General features: G+C 36.9%; 10 protein-coding genes, 1 tRNA gene and 3 pseudogenes. 10 read left to right on the top strand and 4 right to left on the bottom strand.

Annotated features, from left to right (window positions below):
- From JCM17102_RS26220 to JCM17102_RS04700, 4 genes and pseudogenes are all read left to right on the top strand, one after another.
- Positions 1-1,406: pseudogene (locus JCM17102_RS26220) on the top strand (aldo/keto reductase).
- Entirely contained in the window at positions 1,406-1,825 is a 420-nt protein-coding gene (locus JCM17102_RS04710; protein ID WP_025074198.1) for a DUF1893 domain-containing protein, read from the top strand. Before JCM17102_RS26220 ends, JCM17102_RS04710 begins: the two are co-directional and overlap by 1 nt.
- On the top strand, positions 1,822-3,717 hold the full coding sequence (locus JCM17102_RS04705; RefSeq protein WP_025074197.1) for a TonB-dependent receptor: 1,896 nt from the start codon (positions 1,822-1,824) through the stop codon (positions 3,715-3,717). Before JCM17102_RS04710 ends, JCM17102_RS04705 begins: the two co-directional genes overlap by 4 nt.
- Positions 3,718-3,729: 12 nt before the next feature.
- On the top strand, positions 3,730-4,242 hold the full coding sequence (locus tag JCM17102_RS04700) for a hypothetical protein (RefSeq protein WP_025074196.1): 513 nt from the start codon (positions 3,730-3,732) through the stop codon (positions 4,240-4,242).
- 86 nt (positions 4,243-4,328) lie between these two features.
- Here JCM17102_RS04700 and JCM17102_RS26215 read toward each other — a convergent pair.
- The 4 genes and pseudogenes from JCM17102_RS26215 to JCM17102_RS04680 form a co-directional block, all read right to left on the bottom strand.
- Positions 4,329-5,497: pseudogene (locus JCM17102_RS26215) on the bottom strand (ABC transporter permease).
- Positions 5,481-6,665: an ABC transporter permease gene (locus JCM17102_RS04690; RefSeq protein ID WP_025074195.1), complete on the bottom strand. Its 1,185-nt coding sequence runs from the start codon at positions 6,663-6,665 to the stop codon at positions 5,481-5,483. The pseudogene JCM17102_RS26215 and the gene JCM17102_RS04690 overlap by 17 nt, the downstream one beginning before the upstream one ends.
- Before the next feature lie 4 nt (positions 6,666-6,669).
- Complete coding sequence (locus JCM17102_RS04685; protein WP_025074194.1) at positions 6,670-7,659, bottom strand: HlyD family secretion protein; 990 nt, start codon at positions 7,657-7,659, stop codon at positions 6,670-6,672.
- Between the two features lie 6 nt (positions 7,660-7,665).
- Complete coding sequence (locus JCM17102_RS04680; protein ID WP_373278861.1) at positions 7,666-9,021, bottom strand: TolC family protein; 1,356 nt, start codon at positions 9,019-9,021, stop codon at positions 7,666-7,668.
- A 280-nt stretch (positions 9,022-9,301) separates the two neighbouring features.
- Between JCM17102_RS04680 and JCM17102_RS04675 the strand changes: the two genes are divergently transcribed.
- The 6 genes and pseudogenes from JCM17102_RS04675 (at position 9,302) to JCM17102_RS04650 (ending at position 14,807) form a co-directional block, all read left to right on the top strand.
- A tRNA-Gly gene (locus tag JCM17102_RS04675) sits at positions 9,302-9,374 on the top strand.
- Between the two features lie 147 nt (positions 9,375-9,521).
- On the top strand, positions 9,522-11,015 hold the full coding sequence (gene proS, locus JCM17102_RS04670) for a proline--tRNA ligase (protein ID WP_025074192.1): 1,494 nt from the start codon (positions 9,522-9,524) through the stop codon (positions 11,013-11,015).
- A gap of 154 nt (positions 11,016-11,169) precedes the next feature.
- A complete protein-coding gene (locus JCM17102_RS04665) occupies positions 11,170-11,847 on the top strand; it encodes a response regulator transcription factor (RefSeq protein ID WP_025074191.1) in 678 nt (225 codons plus the stop codon).
- Positions 11,848-11,870: 23 nt separating this feature from the next.
- A pseudogene (locus JCM17102_RS26210) lies at positions 11,871-13,072 on the top strand (sensor histidine kinase); the annotation flags it as partial.
- Positions 13,073-13,514: 442 nt separating this feature from the next.
- Complete coding sequence (locus tag JCM17102_RS04655) at positions 13,515-13,952, top strand: PepSY-like domain-containing protein (RefSeq protein WP_025074190.1); 438 nt, start codon at positions 13,515-13,517, stop codon at positions 13,950-13,952.
- 21 nt (positions 13,953-13,973) lie between these two features.
- On the top strand, positions 13,974-14,807 hold the full coding sequence (locus JCM17102_RS04650; RefSeq protein WP_025074189.1) for a PepSY-like domain-containing protein: 834 nt from the start codon (positions 13,974-13,976) through the stop codon (positions 14,805-14,807).
- Positions 14,808-14,862: the final 55 nt, after the last annotated feature.

Raw genomic sequence — 14,862 nt, 5'->3', positions numbered from 1 at the left:
ATGGAAGAAAAAAATAAAAAAGAAATGAATCGAAGAGATTTCATAAAGATAGTAGGTATCAGTGCTGCTACATCAACAGGTTTACTGTATGGATGCTCTTCTAATAATAATAATTCTGCTTCAAGTGTAGTTTCAGCGGAGAAAGGGATTCCTACCGACAAAATGACCTATCGTATTACTCCTTCTACAGGAGATCGGGTTTCGTTGTTAGGATATGGATGTATGAGATGGCCACTCAAGCCGGCTCCTGATGGTAAAGGTGAATTGATTGACCAAGACGCTGTTAATGAATTGGTGGACTACGCTATTGCTCATGGAGTAAACTATTTCGATACATCTCCGGCATATGTTCAAGGTTTTTCTGAAAAGGCGACAGGTATTGCATTAAGCCGTCACCCACGTGATAAATATTATATTGCTACCAAATTATCTAATTTCGATCCAAGTACATGGTCTCGTGAGGCTTCTTTAAAAATGTATCATAAATCATTCACAGATCTTCAGGTAGATTACATTGATTATATGTTACTTCATGGTATTGGGATGGGGGGAATGGATGCTCTCAGAGGCAGGTATTTAGATAACGGAATGCTAGATTTCCTGATTAAAGAACGTGAAGCAGGACGTATCAGGAATCTTGGATTTTCTTATCATGGTGATATTGAAGTATATGATTACCTACTTTCGTTGCATAATGAAATAAAATGGGATTTTGTGCAAATACAGCTTAATTATGTTGATTGGAAACATGCAAAAGAAGTGAATGCTAGGAATACAGATGCGGAATATTTATATCAGGAACTGGAAAAACGTGACATTCCAGCCGTTATAATGGAACCACTTTTAGGAGGACGTTTGTCTAAACTGAATGATCATCTGGTTGCACGTCTTAAACAACGTAGCCCTGAAACTAGCGTAGCGTCATGGGCATTCCGTTATGCGGGATCTCCGGAGAAGGTACTTACTGTTTTAAGTGGAATGACCTATATGGAGCATTTACAGGATAATCTCCGCACTTATTCTCCTTTGCAGCCACTTACCGACGAAGAGAAAGACTTCTTGGAGGAAACAGCTTTATTAATGCTGAATTATCCTACAATACCTTGTAACGATTGCAAATATTGTATGCCATGTCCATACGGATTGGATATACCCGGAGTATTGTTGCATTATAATCGCTGTGTCAATGAAGGTAATGTACCAAGTAGTGGACAGGATAAAAATTATGCGAAGGCACGTCGTGCTTTTCTTATCGGTTATGACCGTAGTGTTCCTAAATTGCGACAGGCCAGCCATTGTATCGGATGCAACCAATGTGTGTCTCATTGCCCACAGAATATTGATATACCAGGGAGTTATACCGTATCGATCAATTTGTAGAACAACTAAAACAAGGAACCTTATAATGGAAGAACTAATTAATTTGTTACATTCGGGAGGATACTCCTGTGTGATTGTTAATGGAGAAGTACGTCGAACTTTCACTCAGCGTGGAGTAGCTGACTTATATGATTTGCTGACTCTGGAACCTGATTTTCTTCAGGGGGCTTCCATTGCTGATAAAGTAGTCGGTAAAGGTGCTGCTGCATTAATGATTCTGGGAGGTATAAAGGAATTGTATACTGATATAATCAGTTCTAAAGCTTTGGAATTATTCCGCCAGTCTGATGTGAAAGTTGGTTTTAAGCAAGAGGTGCCGTTTATTTGGAATCGTGATCGTACTGGGTGGTGTCCTGTAGAAACTATGTGTAGTGATGTGGAAACTGCCGAGGCAATATTACCGTTAATTCATGATTTTATTGGAAAAATGAGAATCAAAAGATGAGAACGATAAAAAATACAGCTAGTCTTTTTTTAATAAGTAGTTTGTTTTCCCTTTCAGGAGCGGCACAGGTTAAAAAAGATACGACACATGTGGGGAGGAGTTATGCGATTGATGAAGTGGTGGTTACAGGAACACGCAGTGAAACAGATGTTCGTCATCTTCCGATGACTATATCTGTGGTAGGACGTTCTCAAATAGAAAGTAGATATGAAGCTTCGTTGCTGCCACTTTTGACAGAACAGGTGCCGGGACTGTTTATCACTAGTCGTGGTATAATGGGATATGGTGTATCTACAGGGGCAGCGGGTAGCATGAGCCTGCGTGGTGTTGGAGGAAGTCCAACGGCAGGATTACTTGTTTTGATTGATGGACATCCTCAATACATGGGATTAATGGGACATCCAATAGCGGATGCTTATCAATCAATGATGGCTGAAAAAGTAGAAGTGGTACGTGGACCTGCATCTGTTCTATACGGTTCTAATGCGATGGGGGGAGTTATTAATATAGTTACTCGTAAGCAGTTGGAGGATGGAGTAAATACTGATATGCAAGTGGGTTACGGTTCGTATAATACTTTGCAGACAGAAATGTCCAACCGGGTAAGAAAGGGACGTTTCAGTAGTGTTGTTACAGGATCATATAACCGTACAGACGGCCATCGCTCAGATATGGAATTTGAGCAATATGGTGGATATGCTAAATTAGGATATGATCTTAGTAATTATTGGAAAGTGTGGGGAGATGTAAATGTTACCCATTTCAACGCTTCCAATCCGGGAACCATTCAAACTCCTCTTATTGATAATGATTCTCGTATAACTCGGGGAATGACCTCATTTGCTTTGGAAAATCGTTACGAAAAGACTTCCGGTGCTCTGAGTTTTTTCTACAATTGGGGACGGCATAAAATCAATGATGGATATTCAGCAGGAAAAGAACCTCAGAAGTCACATTTTTATTCTAAAGATAAAATGATGGGTGTTTCTTGGTTTCAGAGTACCAGCTTCTTTTCTGGTAATCGTCTGACTGTAGGCTTTGACTATCAACATTTTGGAGGTGAATCATGGAATAGGGTAGTAGCGACTGGTGAACGTATCCCTGGAGTTGACAAACAAGTAGATGAGTTTGCCGGATATGTAGATTTCCGACAGGATTTGTATAGCTGGTTGTCTTTGGATGCAGGTGTCCGTATTGATCATCATTCACATGTGGGAACAGAGTGGATTCCTCAGGGAGGATTAGCTTTCCATTTTCCCAAAAATACGGAATTAAAAGCAATGGTAAGCAAAGGATATCGTAATCCAACTATTCGTGATATGTATATGTTCACTCCTGCAAATCCTGATTTGAAAGCTGAAAGGCTGACGAATTATGAATTGTCATATTCGCAACATTTATTGGGAAATGCGCTTTCATATGGTTTGAGTCTTTATTATATTAATGGAGATAATATAATCATGTCCAATGGTTTAATGCCTCCACTCAATATAAATTCGGGTGAGATTGAAAATTGGGGTATTGAGACGAATATGGGGTATCGGATTAATTCTTATTGGAGTGTTAATGCTAATTATAGCTGGTTACATATAAAGAATCCGGTGCTTGCTGCTCCCGAACATAAATTGTATGCTGGAGCAAACTTTTCTTCAGGGCGTTGGAACTTGGCTACAGGAGTACAATATGTGAAAGGACTTTATACTAGTGCGATCAAAGGAAATGAAAAGCAAGATAGTTTTGTACTGTGGAATCTTAGGGGAAGTTACCGCTTATGTAATTATGCTAGCGTCTTTGTAAAAGGTGAAAACTTATTGGCACAACAGTATGAAATTAATCTAGGATATCCAATGCCTAAAGTAACCTTTATGGGCGGTATAAATTTGAACTTTTAAATAATAAATAATATGGAAACAATATCTGTGAAATTCTATTCACTCAATTATAGTGATATAAAGACATATTTGGCAGCCTCTATATTCATTGTAGGCAACCTCCTTTTCCCTCAACTTTTTCATCTCATTCCCCAAGGTGGAATAACCTGGCTACCAATTTATTTCTTTACATTAATCGGTGCTTATAAGTATGGTTGGAAAGTAGGTCTACTGACAGCTATTCTTTCACCTGTGATTAATTTTTTATTATTTAATATGCCAATGCATACTGCATTGCCTATTATTCTTATGAAATCAATACTACTGGCTGTTTCTGCCGGATGGGCTGCTCACCACTTCGGACGTATATCTATTCCTATTTTAGTAGGAGTAGTCTTAAGCTATCAGATAGTCGGTACTTTAGGAGAGTGGATCTATGTTGATAATTTCTTTAAAGCTATTCAGGATTTTCGTATAGGTATCCTTGGTATGTGTTTACAAGTATTTGGAGGTTATTTTCTTATCAAATATTTGATTCGTAGATAATAACAAGATACTTCATGCCATAAACAAGGGGTAGTTCTTTTTCATCATGAAGTGCTACCTCTTGGCCTTTTTATTCTGCTGATTGTTTAATTCAGTTTTTTCTTATATACCCATATACTCAATAGAAAATAGATTCCTGCCTGAATCCACAAAGTGATATATTCCGGTCGGATGTCAGCCATACTGGCTCCCATTGAGTTTAACTTCACAAAAGCAAGTGTACCCGGTGCTGCTGGAAGAATGTAATGAGCTGCTTTCCAATACCATGGCATTAACTCCATTGGATAAGAAACTCCCGAGAGGAAAATCAATCCAACTGAGAAGAAGGCTATCATAAGTAAGGGTGCTTCCGAATCTGTAAAATAACGCGAAGCTGCTAATCCGAGAAACGAAGTAGCTATGAGATATGGAATCATCAATAAGACAATGTATAATCCATTGCCAATATTAGGAATACTAAAAAAGTATGGAAGCAGACCTAACAAGAACAAAGCGAAGACAGCGTATAGACTGCAATATACAAAAGTTTTTCCTGCCACAATACGTATAGCGGTTCCCCATCCTTGTCCAAAAGGTATATAAACCCGAATTCCTCTCGTACTATATTCTTCTCCGGTCGCCATCCCGATGACCATTAATAATGTTTGAAAAATAATAATCATCATAACTGCTGGAATCAAATAAGATCATATCCCTCTGTGTAATTGTAAAGTGCCGTTCCAGAAACATTGATAGGTTGTGCCATAGCTACAGCCAATAAACCTTGAGGAGGTAGAAAGACTGCTCCATCCGGACGATATTTATCGTTGATTGCCAACATTACTAATGAAGAGGAACTTTGTAGAGCTTCAAAATATAGAAAAGCGTCAGTTGTTGCATATAAAGAGAATACAGCTTCATCTCCCCGGAATACCCGTTCTTCAAAATCATGGGGTAGATAGATAATTCCTTGTACTTTTCCTGTTTTCATCCATTCTTTTGCTTCATGATAGTCTATAGCCTGATCATAAATTTCTGTTTGTGGAGTAGCATCCAACCATCGAATAAAATTACGACTTAATTGGCTGTGAGAATTATCAACAACTGCTACCGGAACATTAGTTACGATATTAGGAGCATACATATAATTATAGAGTAATCCATATACGAAAATTCCTCCTATCAATACCAATAGTATAGCATAACTAGTACTGATAGCCACAAATTCACGACGGATGATGAACGATATCTGTTGTAATTTACTTAATTTTTTCATACTTATGACTTTCTATAGCTCGTTTCAAATGCGGAAGTAACAGGAAGGCTAACAAAGGGAATATACACAATATTACAGCCGTTGTCCAAAGATGAATAAATCCACTGCCACCGTAAAGCATCATTTGCATTGCTTCCGTAAAATGACGGACCGGGAAAAGGTAAGATGCATCCCTTACTAACGGGAACATATTAGGAACAGGAAAAGTTACTCCTGATAACGTGGCACCTAAAGAACCTACCATCGACACGATACTGATGATTAAGGAAATGGCAGGAAACAGTGAAAATAAGAACAAACCAAGGGCCTGCGTTGCTATAATGAAAAGAACAGTCATACTATTCATTAACAACCAACTTCCCTGAAAAGGGATGTGTAGAATACCAAACATTACATAATTGGCAAACCATCCTATTAGTATATAAATAATAGTATAAGGTAGTAATTTCCCTAATACAGCTATTACCATATTACCTTTTGCAACAGTCAGCCATTCATCGGCTGTTCGGAACTTTATTTCAATACCCGTTGCATATACAGTGGTGAGTAAAATCAACACTTGAAATAATACAAAAAAGAAAGGCTGACTTAAATACACCGAATAGTCCAGACTCGGATTGTAAATAGGATGATTATTAGCCTGAACAGGTAATAAAAAAGTCGTAATTTGTTCTTGATCTACTCCTAATGCAACAGCTTGCATCACGATAGGAGAAAGAGATACAGGAGCCAAAGATGTTTCGAACGCTGCCATCAACTCACCGCCAACCGACATAAGTGCATAATGATAATAATAAGATAGAGTTGCATTCTTTCCGGTAATAGCGTCTTGTTCAAATTGAGGAGGAATAGAGAGATAACCATATATTTCCTTTTTCTGCACAGCTTCTCGGGCAGCAGCTTCATTTACAAAATGCTGTATCACATTGAATGTAGGTACAGCTGATATATTACGAACAATTGTTCTGGAGCTGGCTGTATTATCCTGATCAACAATACCGATAGGAATATTTTCCATTTGTCCATTGCCGAAAATTGTTGCCATAAAAAAGAGAGTGAACAGTGGGAGTACTATACACACACCAAAATAAAGACGTCGTGAAGTCATACGATGCCACTCTCTCAGCAACACTGCGTGAAAAGGATGATATGTTTGTGATGAACTCATGCTTTTAATCGTTTAGCGTCAATAATACGGACATTCCAGGACGCAAATCTTCTACTTTTTCTGTGGGACGAGCATGGATCTCGAAGGTACGTAAATCATAACTTCCCGTCTGTTTAGTTGATTTCCATGTAGCAAAACTACCCAGGGGACTAATATAATAGATTTTAAATTCAATATTCTCTTTTCCGATAGCTGGTACATTTGCAGTAAATGTTTCTCCCATTTTGAATTGTGGCATTAGATCTTCTCGTACATTAAGTACAACATGTACATCATTCATAACTACCAGATTCATAATAGGTGTTCCTGGGGCAACCAACTCTCCACGTTTTGGGAAAATAGTTGCAATTTGTCCGTTTTCTGGTGCGGTCAATCGAGCATCAACTAATAAAGCTGAGACTTCATCTACTGTACTTCGTGCAGCGTCCACCATACTAGCAGCAGAAGCTTTGTCTTCTTTCTGTGCACCGTCTACAGCCATCTGATATTGTTCGTATGCTGCCCGTTCGGCTGCTACTGCTGCTTTATACATTGCTTCTACTTCATCTTTTCGTTGAGAAGTAACTACACTATCATTATATAATGTAAGAATTCGATTATAAGTTGTTTTTGCTAATGTCAGATCACTTTTGGTTTTATTCCATAATTGCAATGCTGTAGCCACAATCTGTTTGCGGGTTCCTGCATCAATTTTTTTATTTTGTTGCATAGCTACTCGTTCCAAAGCATTTACCTGTTGGTATTTGGCATGTATTTCAGGACTATTGATAACGACAAGTGTATCGCCCTGACGTACCCAATCGCCTTCTTTTACGAAGAAAGTGTCAATACGTCCGGGAAGTTTCCCGCTGATACGAATTTCTGTTGCTTCTGCCTGTCCTTGCAGAACTAGCGGTTGTTTATGCATCAATATCATTCCCAGGACTGTGAAGATGGCAACTGCCAGCATGATGATGACAAAGGCCCAGGAAAGGGTTCTACTAGTTGGTTTCATTATTTTTTACGGTTTAGGTTGATAGTTTACAAATTGTTCTGGTGTGCCACAAAGTGAAAGTAAATTCATTAGTGCCACATCATATTCATAATAGGCAGCCAGTCGAGCTACTTTCACTTTCGAAAGCATTGTTTCTGCATCAATTACTTCGGTTGATGTTGCCATTCCCTCAGTGAAAGACTTTTTGCGGATACGTACTAATTCTTCACTCAATTTAATGGTTGCATTTAAAGCTTTTACATTGTCTTGGGCTTTTTGAAGTTGTGTATATAGTTTGTCTACTCCTACAGCCAGATCATCTCGAGCTTTCATTTGTCTCAGGACTAAGGTCTGTTGTGTCAGTTTCGATTGCCGGATACGTTTTTCACGATCCAAACCATCGAACAGATTCCATGTAAATCCGATTCCGACCATGGTACGAGGGACTAGATTACTTTGAATGCCATGAGAATAAAGGGTTTGTTTACCGAATATTGCAATATTGGGCAAATAACCGCTTTGATCGATGCGTACTTGTTGTTTGGCAATATGTTCTTGTAACTGCAATTGGTTGAGTAGATAGTTGCCACTTCCCACTGATAAATTGAAAAGCATTTTAGGAGGTAAGGAGTCATTCATAAACAAAGGAGAGGTAGGGACAATATTTTCATCCATATCTTTCTTGTTTAATAAGGTCTTAAGAGCACTTTGCATGACAGTTTCTTCTTTTTGGGCAGCTTCTAGTTCTCGTCTTGCTTCGTCCATATTTACTTGGGCAAACAAACGTCCTGCTTTATCTATCATTCCTGCTGCTTCAAGTTTCAGAGCATTCTCATAGTGTTTTTGTAGTCCTTTGTATGTTTCTTCCCGAACTGTCACAATCTGTTGTGCCAGTCGAAGCCCATAATAACTTTCGACTAACAAATTTTGTTGGTTGGCAGAAACTTCTGCACGATTTTCTCTAGCCAGATCTACCATTGTACGTCCAATATTTGTGGCACGAAATCGCTTACCTCCAGAAAAAAGTACCCATTCAGCCGATACATCAACTGTTGTCAAGTTGCGTGGAGTTAGAGGAAAAATAAGTGTATTGGTTCCGATTTGGTCAAGGATAGATGAAATGATCTGATCATTTGGAATTATAGAATGCACAAAATCTTTAGCTGGATCCGTAAATTGAGACAAAGGTTGTTTTACCTCAATCTTTTCCGACATATGCACGAACGCTCCTGTAGACTGTAGACTAGGATACCAAAAAGCATTTAACTTATCACGTTCAGTCTTTGCTATCTCTATACTTTTATCTGCTATTTTCAAACTCTGATTTCCTTGTTGAAGCAAATGTAATGATTCTTTAAAACTTAACGAAGTCTGTGCCTTCATTTGATTGCTGAGGAAACATAAAGCAAATAATACAAATATCAGTTGATTCTTTTTCATGTTTATCAAATCTTATTTTAGAGACTTTCTAACAGATAAAAGAACAACTTTGTTCACTTATGGGTACTCTAAAAGCTAATTATTCCATAATGAACAGTTTAGAATTCCGTAATTAGAAGACAAATTAGGCTACTTGAAATTTTTCTTTCACTAAAGAATGAAATTATAAAAATTATGTTTACCTTTGCATCATCATTTTGGAAGCACTTTTTGAGTGAATAATGCGGTAATAGCTCAGTTGGTAGAGCACTAGCTTCCCAAGCTGGGGGTCGCGAGTTCGAGCCTCGTTTACCGCTCCGTTATAAATCAGATAGATAATGTTAGATATCTATCTGATTTTTTTTCGTATTGAAATTAATGTATGAAGAATAGACACATTTCGTTCATTTTTCGTATTTTTGCGTCCTGTTTGAACACTTAAGAAACTTAAATAGAAAAATATAATGGCAAAAGAACTGAAAGACCTGACCAAACGTAGTGAGAACTACTCTCAATGGTACAACGATTTGGTGGTAAAAGCAGACTTGGCAGAACAATCTGCTGTACGCGGATGTATGGTGATTAAGCCTTACGGATACGCTATCTGGGAAAAGATGCAGCGTCAATTGGACAATATGTTTAAAGAAACAGGACATGTGAACGCTTATTTCCCATTATTAATTCCGAAATCGTTCCTAAGTCGTGAAGCAGAGCATGTAGAAGGATTTGCTAAGGAATGTGCTGTGGTAACACACTATCGTTTGAAGAATGCAGAAGATGGTTCAGGCGTTGTGGTAGATCCGGCTGCAAAGTTGGAAGAAGAACTGATTATTCGACCCACTTCTGAAACAATTATCTGGAATACATATAAGAATTGGATCCAGTCTTATCGTGATTTGCCTATCCTTTGTAATCAGTGGGCAAACGTATTCCGTTGGGAAATGCGTACCCGTTTGTTCCTGCGTACTGCTGAATTCTTGTGGCAAGAAGGGCATACAGCACATGCTACACGTGAAGAAGCTGAGGAAGAAGCACAAAGAATGCTGAATGTATATGCTGAATTCGCAGAAAAATATATGGCTGTTCCGGTTGTAAAAGGAGTGAAATCTGCTAACGAGCGTTTTGCCGGTGCACTTGATACATATACAATTGAAGCTATGATGCAGGATGGAAAAGCATTGCAGAGCGGTACTTCCCATTTCTTGGGACAGAACTTTGCAAAGGCTTTCGACGTTCAGTTTGTAAACAAAGAAAATAAACTAGAGTATGTTTGGGCAACTTCATGGGGAGTTTCTACTCGTTTGATGGGGGCACTTATTATGACTCATTCTGATGATAACGGTTTGGTTTTACCTCCACATTTGGCTCCAATTCAGGTCGTTATTGTTCCTATCTATAAAAATGATGAACAATTAAAACAAATTGATGCTAAAGTAGAAAGTATTGTCGCCAAGTTGAAAGCGTTAGGTGTTTCTGTAAAATATGATAATGCAGATAATAAGCGTCCGGGCTTCAAATTCGCAGATTATGAATTGAAGGGAGTTCCTGTACGTCTTGTGATGGGTGGACGTGATCTTGAGAATAATACAATGGAAGTGATGCGCCGCGATACACTTGAAAAAGAAACTGTATCTTGTGATGGTATTGAGACATATGTTCAGAATTTGCTTGAAGAAATGCAGGCAAATATTTATAAGAAGGCGTTAGATTATCGTAACTCACATATCACTACAGTTGATTCCTACGATGAATTCAAGGAAAAAATCGAAAAAGGTGGTTTTATCCTGGCTCATTGGGATGGAACAACTGAAACTGAAGAAAAGATAAAAGAAGAAACGAAAGCTACGATCCGTTGTATCCCATTCGATTCATTTGTTCCGGGTGATAAAGAACCGGGTAAATGTATGGTTACGGGTAAACCTTCTGCATGTCGTGTAATCTTTGCACGTTCTTATTAAGATAATTTGATGTGAGGAAAATCCAATCTAGATCACATTAATTTGCTAAGAGTCTGAAATCTCCATTGAATTTCAGACTCTTTTTTATTCATTTCAATTTTATTTCAGAATTATCCTTTTTCTTTGTATTCGTACAAGAAAAGGAGGACTTTTTATGAAGATATTAATTGTAGAAGATGAACCGGCTTTGAGAGAACTTATTCAACTTTCATTGGAGAAGGAACGGTATGTTGTAGAAACGGCGGACAGCTTTAATACAGCTTTATATAAAATAGAAGATTACGACTATGACTGCATTTTGCTGGATATCATGTTGCCAGATGGAAGCGGATTAGATCTTTTGGAGAAGTTGAAAACGATGCATAAACGAGAAAATGTGATTATTATCTCAGCTAAAGACTCTTTGGAAGATAAAGTTTTGGGCTTAGAACTGGGAGCAGATGACTATTTGCCAAAACCATTTCATTTGGTTGAATTGAATGCACGAATTAAAAGTGTTATTCGCCGTCACCAGAATGAAGGAGAAATAAATATTTGCCAGGGAAATGTGCGGATAGAACCAGATAAATTCAGAGTTTTCGTTGAAAATCAAGAATTGGAATTGAATCGTAAAGAATATGATATCTTATTATACTTTATGAATCGCCCCGGAAGATTAATAAATAAAAATACGTTAGCTGAATCCGTTTGGGGGGATCATATTGATCAGGTAGATAATTTTGATTTTATTTATGCCCAAATCAAGAATCTTCGTAAGAAGTTGAAAGACTCGGGAGCTAATATAGAATTAAAGGCCGTTTATGGTTTTGGTTATAAGATGATTGTAGAATAAAAAGTAACTAGTCACGCCTATACATGAAATTAATATATTATATCATTCTCCGTATTTCTATAGCTTTAATTCTCATTCTAACAATTTGGGCTACCTTTTTTTATGTCACGATGATTGACGAAATAAATGATGAAGTAGATGATTCGTTGGAAGATTACTCGGAGGCAATCATTATCCGTGCTTGGCAGGAGAGGAGTTACCTTCTAAAAATAATGGTTCTAATAACCAATATTATCTGACAGAAGTAAGCAAAGAATATGCAGAAAGCCATGACGATATCCAATATAAAGACTCTATGGTTTATATTGTAGAAAAGGAAGAAACGGAACCGGCGCGTATTTTGATTACTATATTTAAAGATGATGAGGGACGTTATCACAAACTTACCGTATCTACTCCTAGCATTGAAAAAGATGATTTGAAAGATGAGATATTACTTTGGGTTATTTTTTTGTACATTGCTTTATCGCTTTGTATTATTTCCATTTCAGTATGGGTGTTCTACCGGAATATGCGTCCTTTGTATGCGTTGCTTCATTGGCTGGATGGTTATCAGACAGGGAAAAAAAATGAACCTCTGAAAAATCAGACTCAAATAACTGAGTTTCGTAAATTGAATGAAGCCGCTATCCGTTACGTTGAGCGTACAGATCAAATGTTCGAACAACAAAAGCAATTTATAGGAAATGCTTCGCACGAGATACAAACTCCGCTTGCTATCTGTCGTAACCGTATGGAAATGTTAATGGAAGATGATTCATTAACTGAGAATCAACTGGAAGAACTGATGAAGACTCATCAAACGTTGGAATATATCACGAAATTAAACAAGTCCTTATTATTATTGACTAAAATAGATAACGGGCAATTTTCTGAAACTAAAGATTTAGTATTGAATAACATTCTTAAACAGTATCTGAAAGATTACAAAGAAGTCTACGAGTATCGTAATATAAAAGTAACAATTGTAGAACAAGGTGAATTCCATGCAACAATAAATGAATCATTGGCTATTGCTCTATTGACGAATCTTTTAAAAAATGCCTTTGTTCATAACGTAAGTGGTGGCTGTATCCATGTTAAAATTACTAAGTATAGAATAACTTTCCGGAATACTGGAACAAATCATCCATTAGATAAGGAACACATCTTTGAGCGTTTCTATCAGGGGAGTAGAAAAGAAGGTTCTACCGGATTAGGACTAGCCATTGCCAATTCTATTTGTCGTTTACAACATTTAAAATTACAATACTATTTCGAACATCAAGAACATTGCTTCGATATCTTGAAACGTAACTAAAATAAGAAATTGTATCAAAAATGATAGTAATTATCAGTCTTGATACAGTTTCTTTTCAGTATTATGGAAAATATTTGTAAGATTTTACCTTGATCTGACTTCTCGTCTCATTACTAATAATAGGAAATAATTTGTTCTCATAGTCATAAAAAAGTTCTTATGGTTATTTTAATATGAATATAGTCAAATTTGTGTATGCAAAAGTAAGGGATGTTAATATTAGTAGCTATTATAAGAATATAATTGAATATATTTCCATTATTTTTTTCGATTTTCCTCAAAATTCCTAATTTTTTTCAGATTCTACTCTCATCTTTGCATTACGAAATAATCGATAATAGTATAAACCAATAAAAAAACGATGATTATGAAAAAGTTATTATTTTTATTTGTATGTTTGTTCGCTATGCAAACGGTGGTAAGAGCTGATGATGACAAACCCATCCAGATAAGTCAAATGCCACAGCAAGCGCAGTTATTTATAAAGAAATATTTTGCTGACAATAAGGTAGCTTTGGCAAAAATGGAAAGTGATCTTTTTAATAAAAGTTATGATGTGATTTTCACTAATGGTAATAAAGTGGAATTTGATAAAAAGGGAAACTGGAAAGAAGTAGATTGCAAATATAGTGCTGTTCCTGCTGCTGTGATTCCTGAACCTATTCAAAAGTATGTAAAAGACAACTATCCGGATACCAAGATACTGAAACTGGAACGGGATAAAAAAGAATATGAAGTAAAGCTTACTAATCGAACAGAACTGAAATTCGACATAAACTTTAATTTGATTGATATTGATATGTAATTTATTCTAAACTAAAACAATATGAAACTAAAATTGTATCTTCTAATGATTGCTCTAAGTGCCTGGAGCTTACAAAGTTGTGATAGCGATGATGATGAATCAATCTCTGTTCCCATAGAATTACAGAATGCATTTTCATCCAAATATCCCAATGCAGGTAATGTAAAATGGGAAACTAAGTCCGGTTATTATGTGGCAGACTTTCATAATGGATATGAGACTTCGGCTTGGTTTATGCCGGATGGTAGTTGGTGTATGACCGAAACCGATATTCCTTATACCAAATTACCGGAAGCTGTAAAAAACTCATTTGAAAAGAGTGAATATAAAGATTGGAAAAAGGATGATATAGATATGTTAGAACGTCAGGGAATGGGAACTATGTATGTCATCGAGGTAGAGCGACAGAACCAAGAGATGGATTTGTATTATTCGGAGGATGGTGTTTTGATAAAAAGTGCAGTAGATACAGATGATGATCAGGACAATTACTTACCGATCCCTCAGCTTACTGCTAAAATGAAATCTTTTATTGAAAGAAAATATCCGGAAGCAAAAATCATGGAAATAGATAAGGAAGATTCCGGTTATACAGAAGTTGATATTTTACATAATGGATCATCTAAGGAAGTATTATTTAATCAAGGAGGTGATTGGATATCTACCTCGTGGGATGTAGACATCATCCCCGTAACAGTTGGAACAACTATTAGCGAGCAATTCCCTGAATATCATATTGATGATTCCGAATACTTTGAGACATTGTCTGAAGGAAATTACTATCTTATTGAATTAGAGGCAGATAATAGGCCAGATAAGAAGATAAAAGTTACATCTGACGGTACTATTCTATAATCTAAAAAATGGTGACACTATCCAGACAGGATGGTGTCATCATTCGATGCTTATA

This window comes from Bacteroides faecichinchillae JCM 17102 (assembly GCF_000614145.1).
Classification (GTDB): domain Bacteria; phylum Bacteroidota; class Bacteroidia; order Bacteroidales; family Bacteroidaceae; genus Bacteroides; species Bacteroides faecichinchillae.
The sequence above is the reverse complement of the archived record's forward strand: the minus strand, read 5'-3'. Positions and strand labels throughout refer to the sequence as shown.

Coding starts and splice junctions, on each gene's coding strand:
- JCM17102_RS04710 (WP_025074198.1), top strand. CDS start 1,406: ATGGAAGAACTAATTAATTTGTTACATTCGGGAGGATACTCCTGTGTG.
- JCM17102_RS04705 (WP_025074197.1), top strand. CDS start 1,822: ATGAGAACGATAAAAAATACAGCTAGTCTTTTTTTAATAAGTAGTTTG.
- JCM17102_RS04700 (WP_025074196.1), top strand. CDS start 3,730: ATGGAAACAATATCTGTGAAATTCTATTCACTCAATTATAGTGATATA.
- JCM17102_RS04690 (WP_025074195.1), bottom strand. CDS start 6,665: ATGAGTTCATCACAAACATATCATCCTTTTCACGCAGTGTTGCTGAGA.
- JCM17102_RS04685 (WP_025074194.1), bottom strand. CDS start 7,659: ATGAAACCAACTAGTAGAACCCTTTCCTGGGCCTTTGTCATCATCATG.
- JCM17102_RS04680 (WP_373278861.1), bottom strand. CDS start 9,021: ATGAAGGCACAGACTTCGTTAAGTTTTAAAGAATCATTACATTTGCTT.
- proS (WP_025074192.1), top strand. CDS start 9,522: ATGGCAAAAGAACTGAAAGACCTGACCAAACGTAGTGAGAACTACTCT.
- JCM17102_RS04665 (WP_025074191.1), top strand. CDS start 11,170: ATGAAGATATTAATTGTAGAAGATGAACCGGCTTTGAGAGAACTTATT.
- JCM17102_RS04655 (WP_025074190.1), top strand. CDS start 13,515: ATGAAAAAGTTATTATTTTTATTTGTATGTTTGTTCGCTATGCAAACG.
- JCM17102_RS04650 (WP_025074189.1), top strand. CDS start 13,974: ATGAAACTAAAATTGTATCTTCTAATGATTGCTCTAAGTGCCTGGAGC.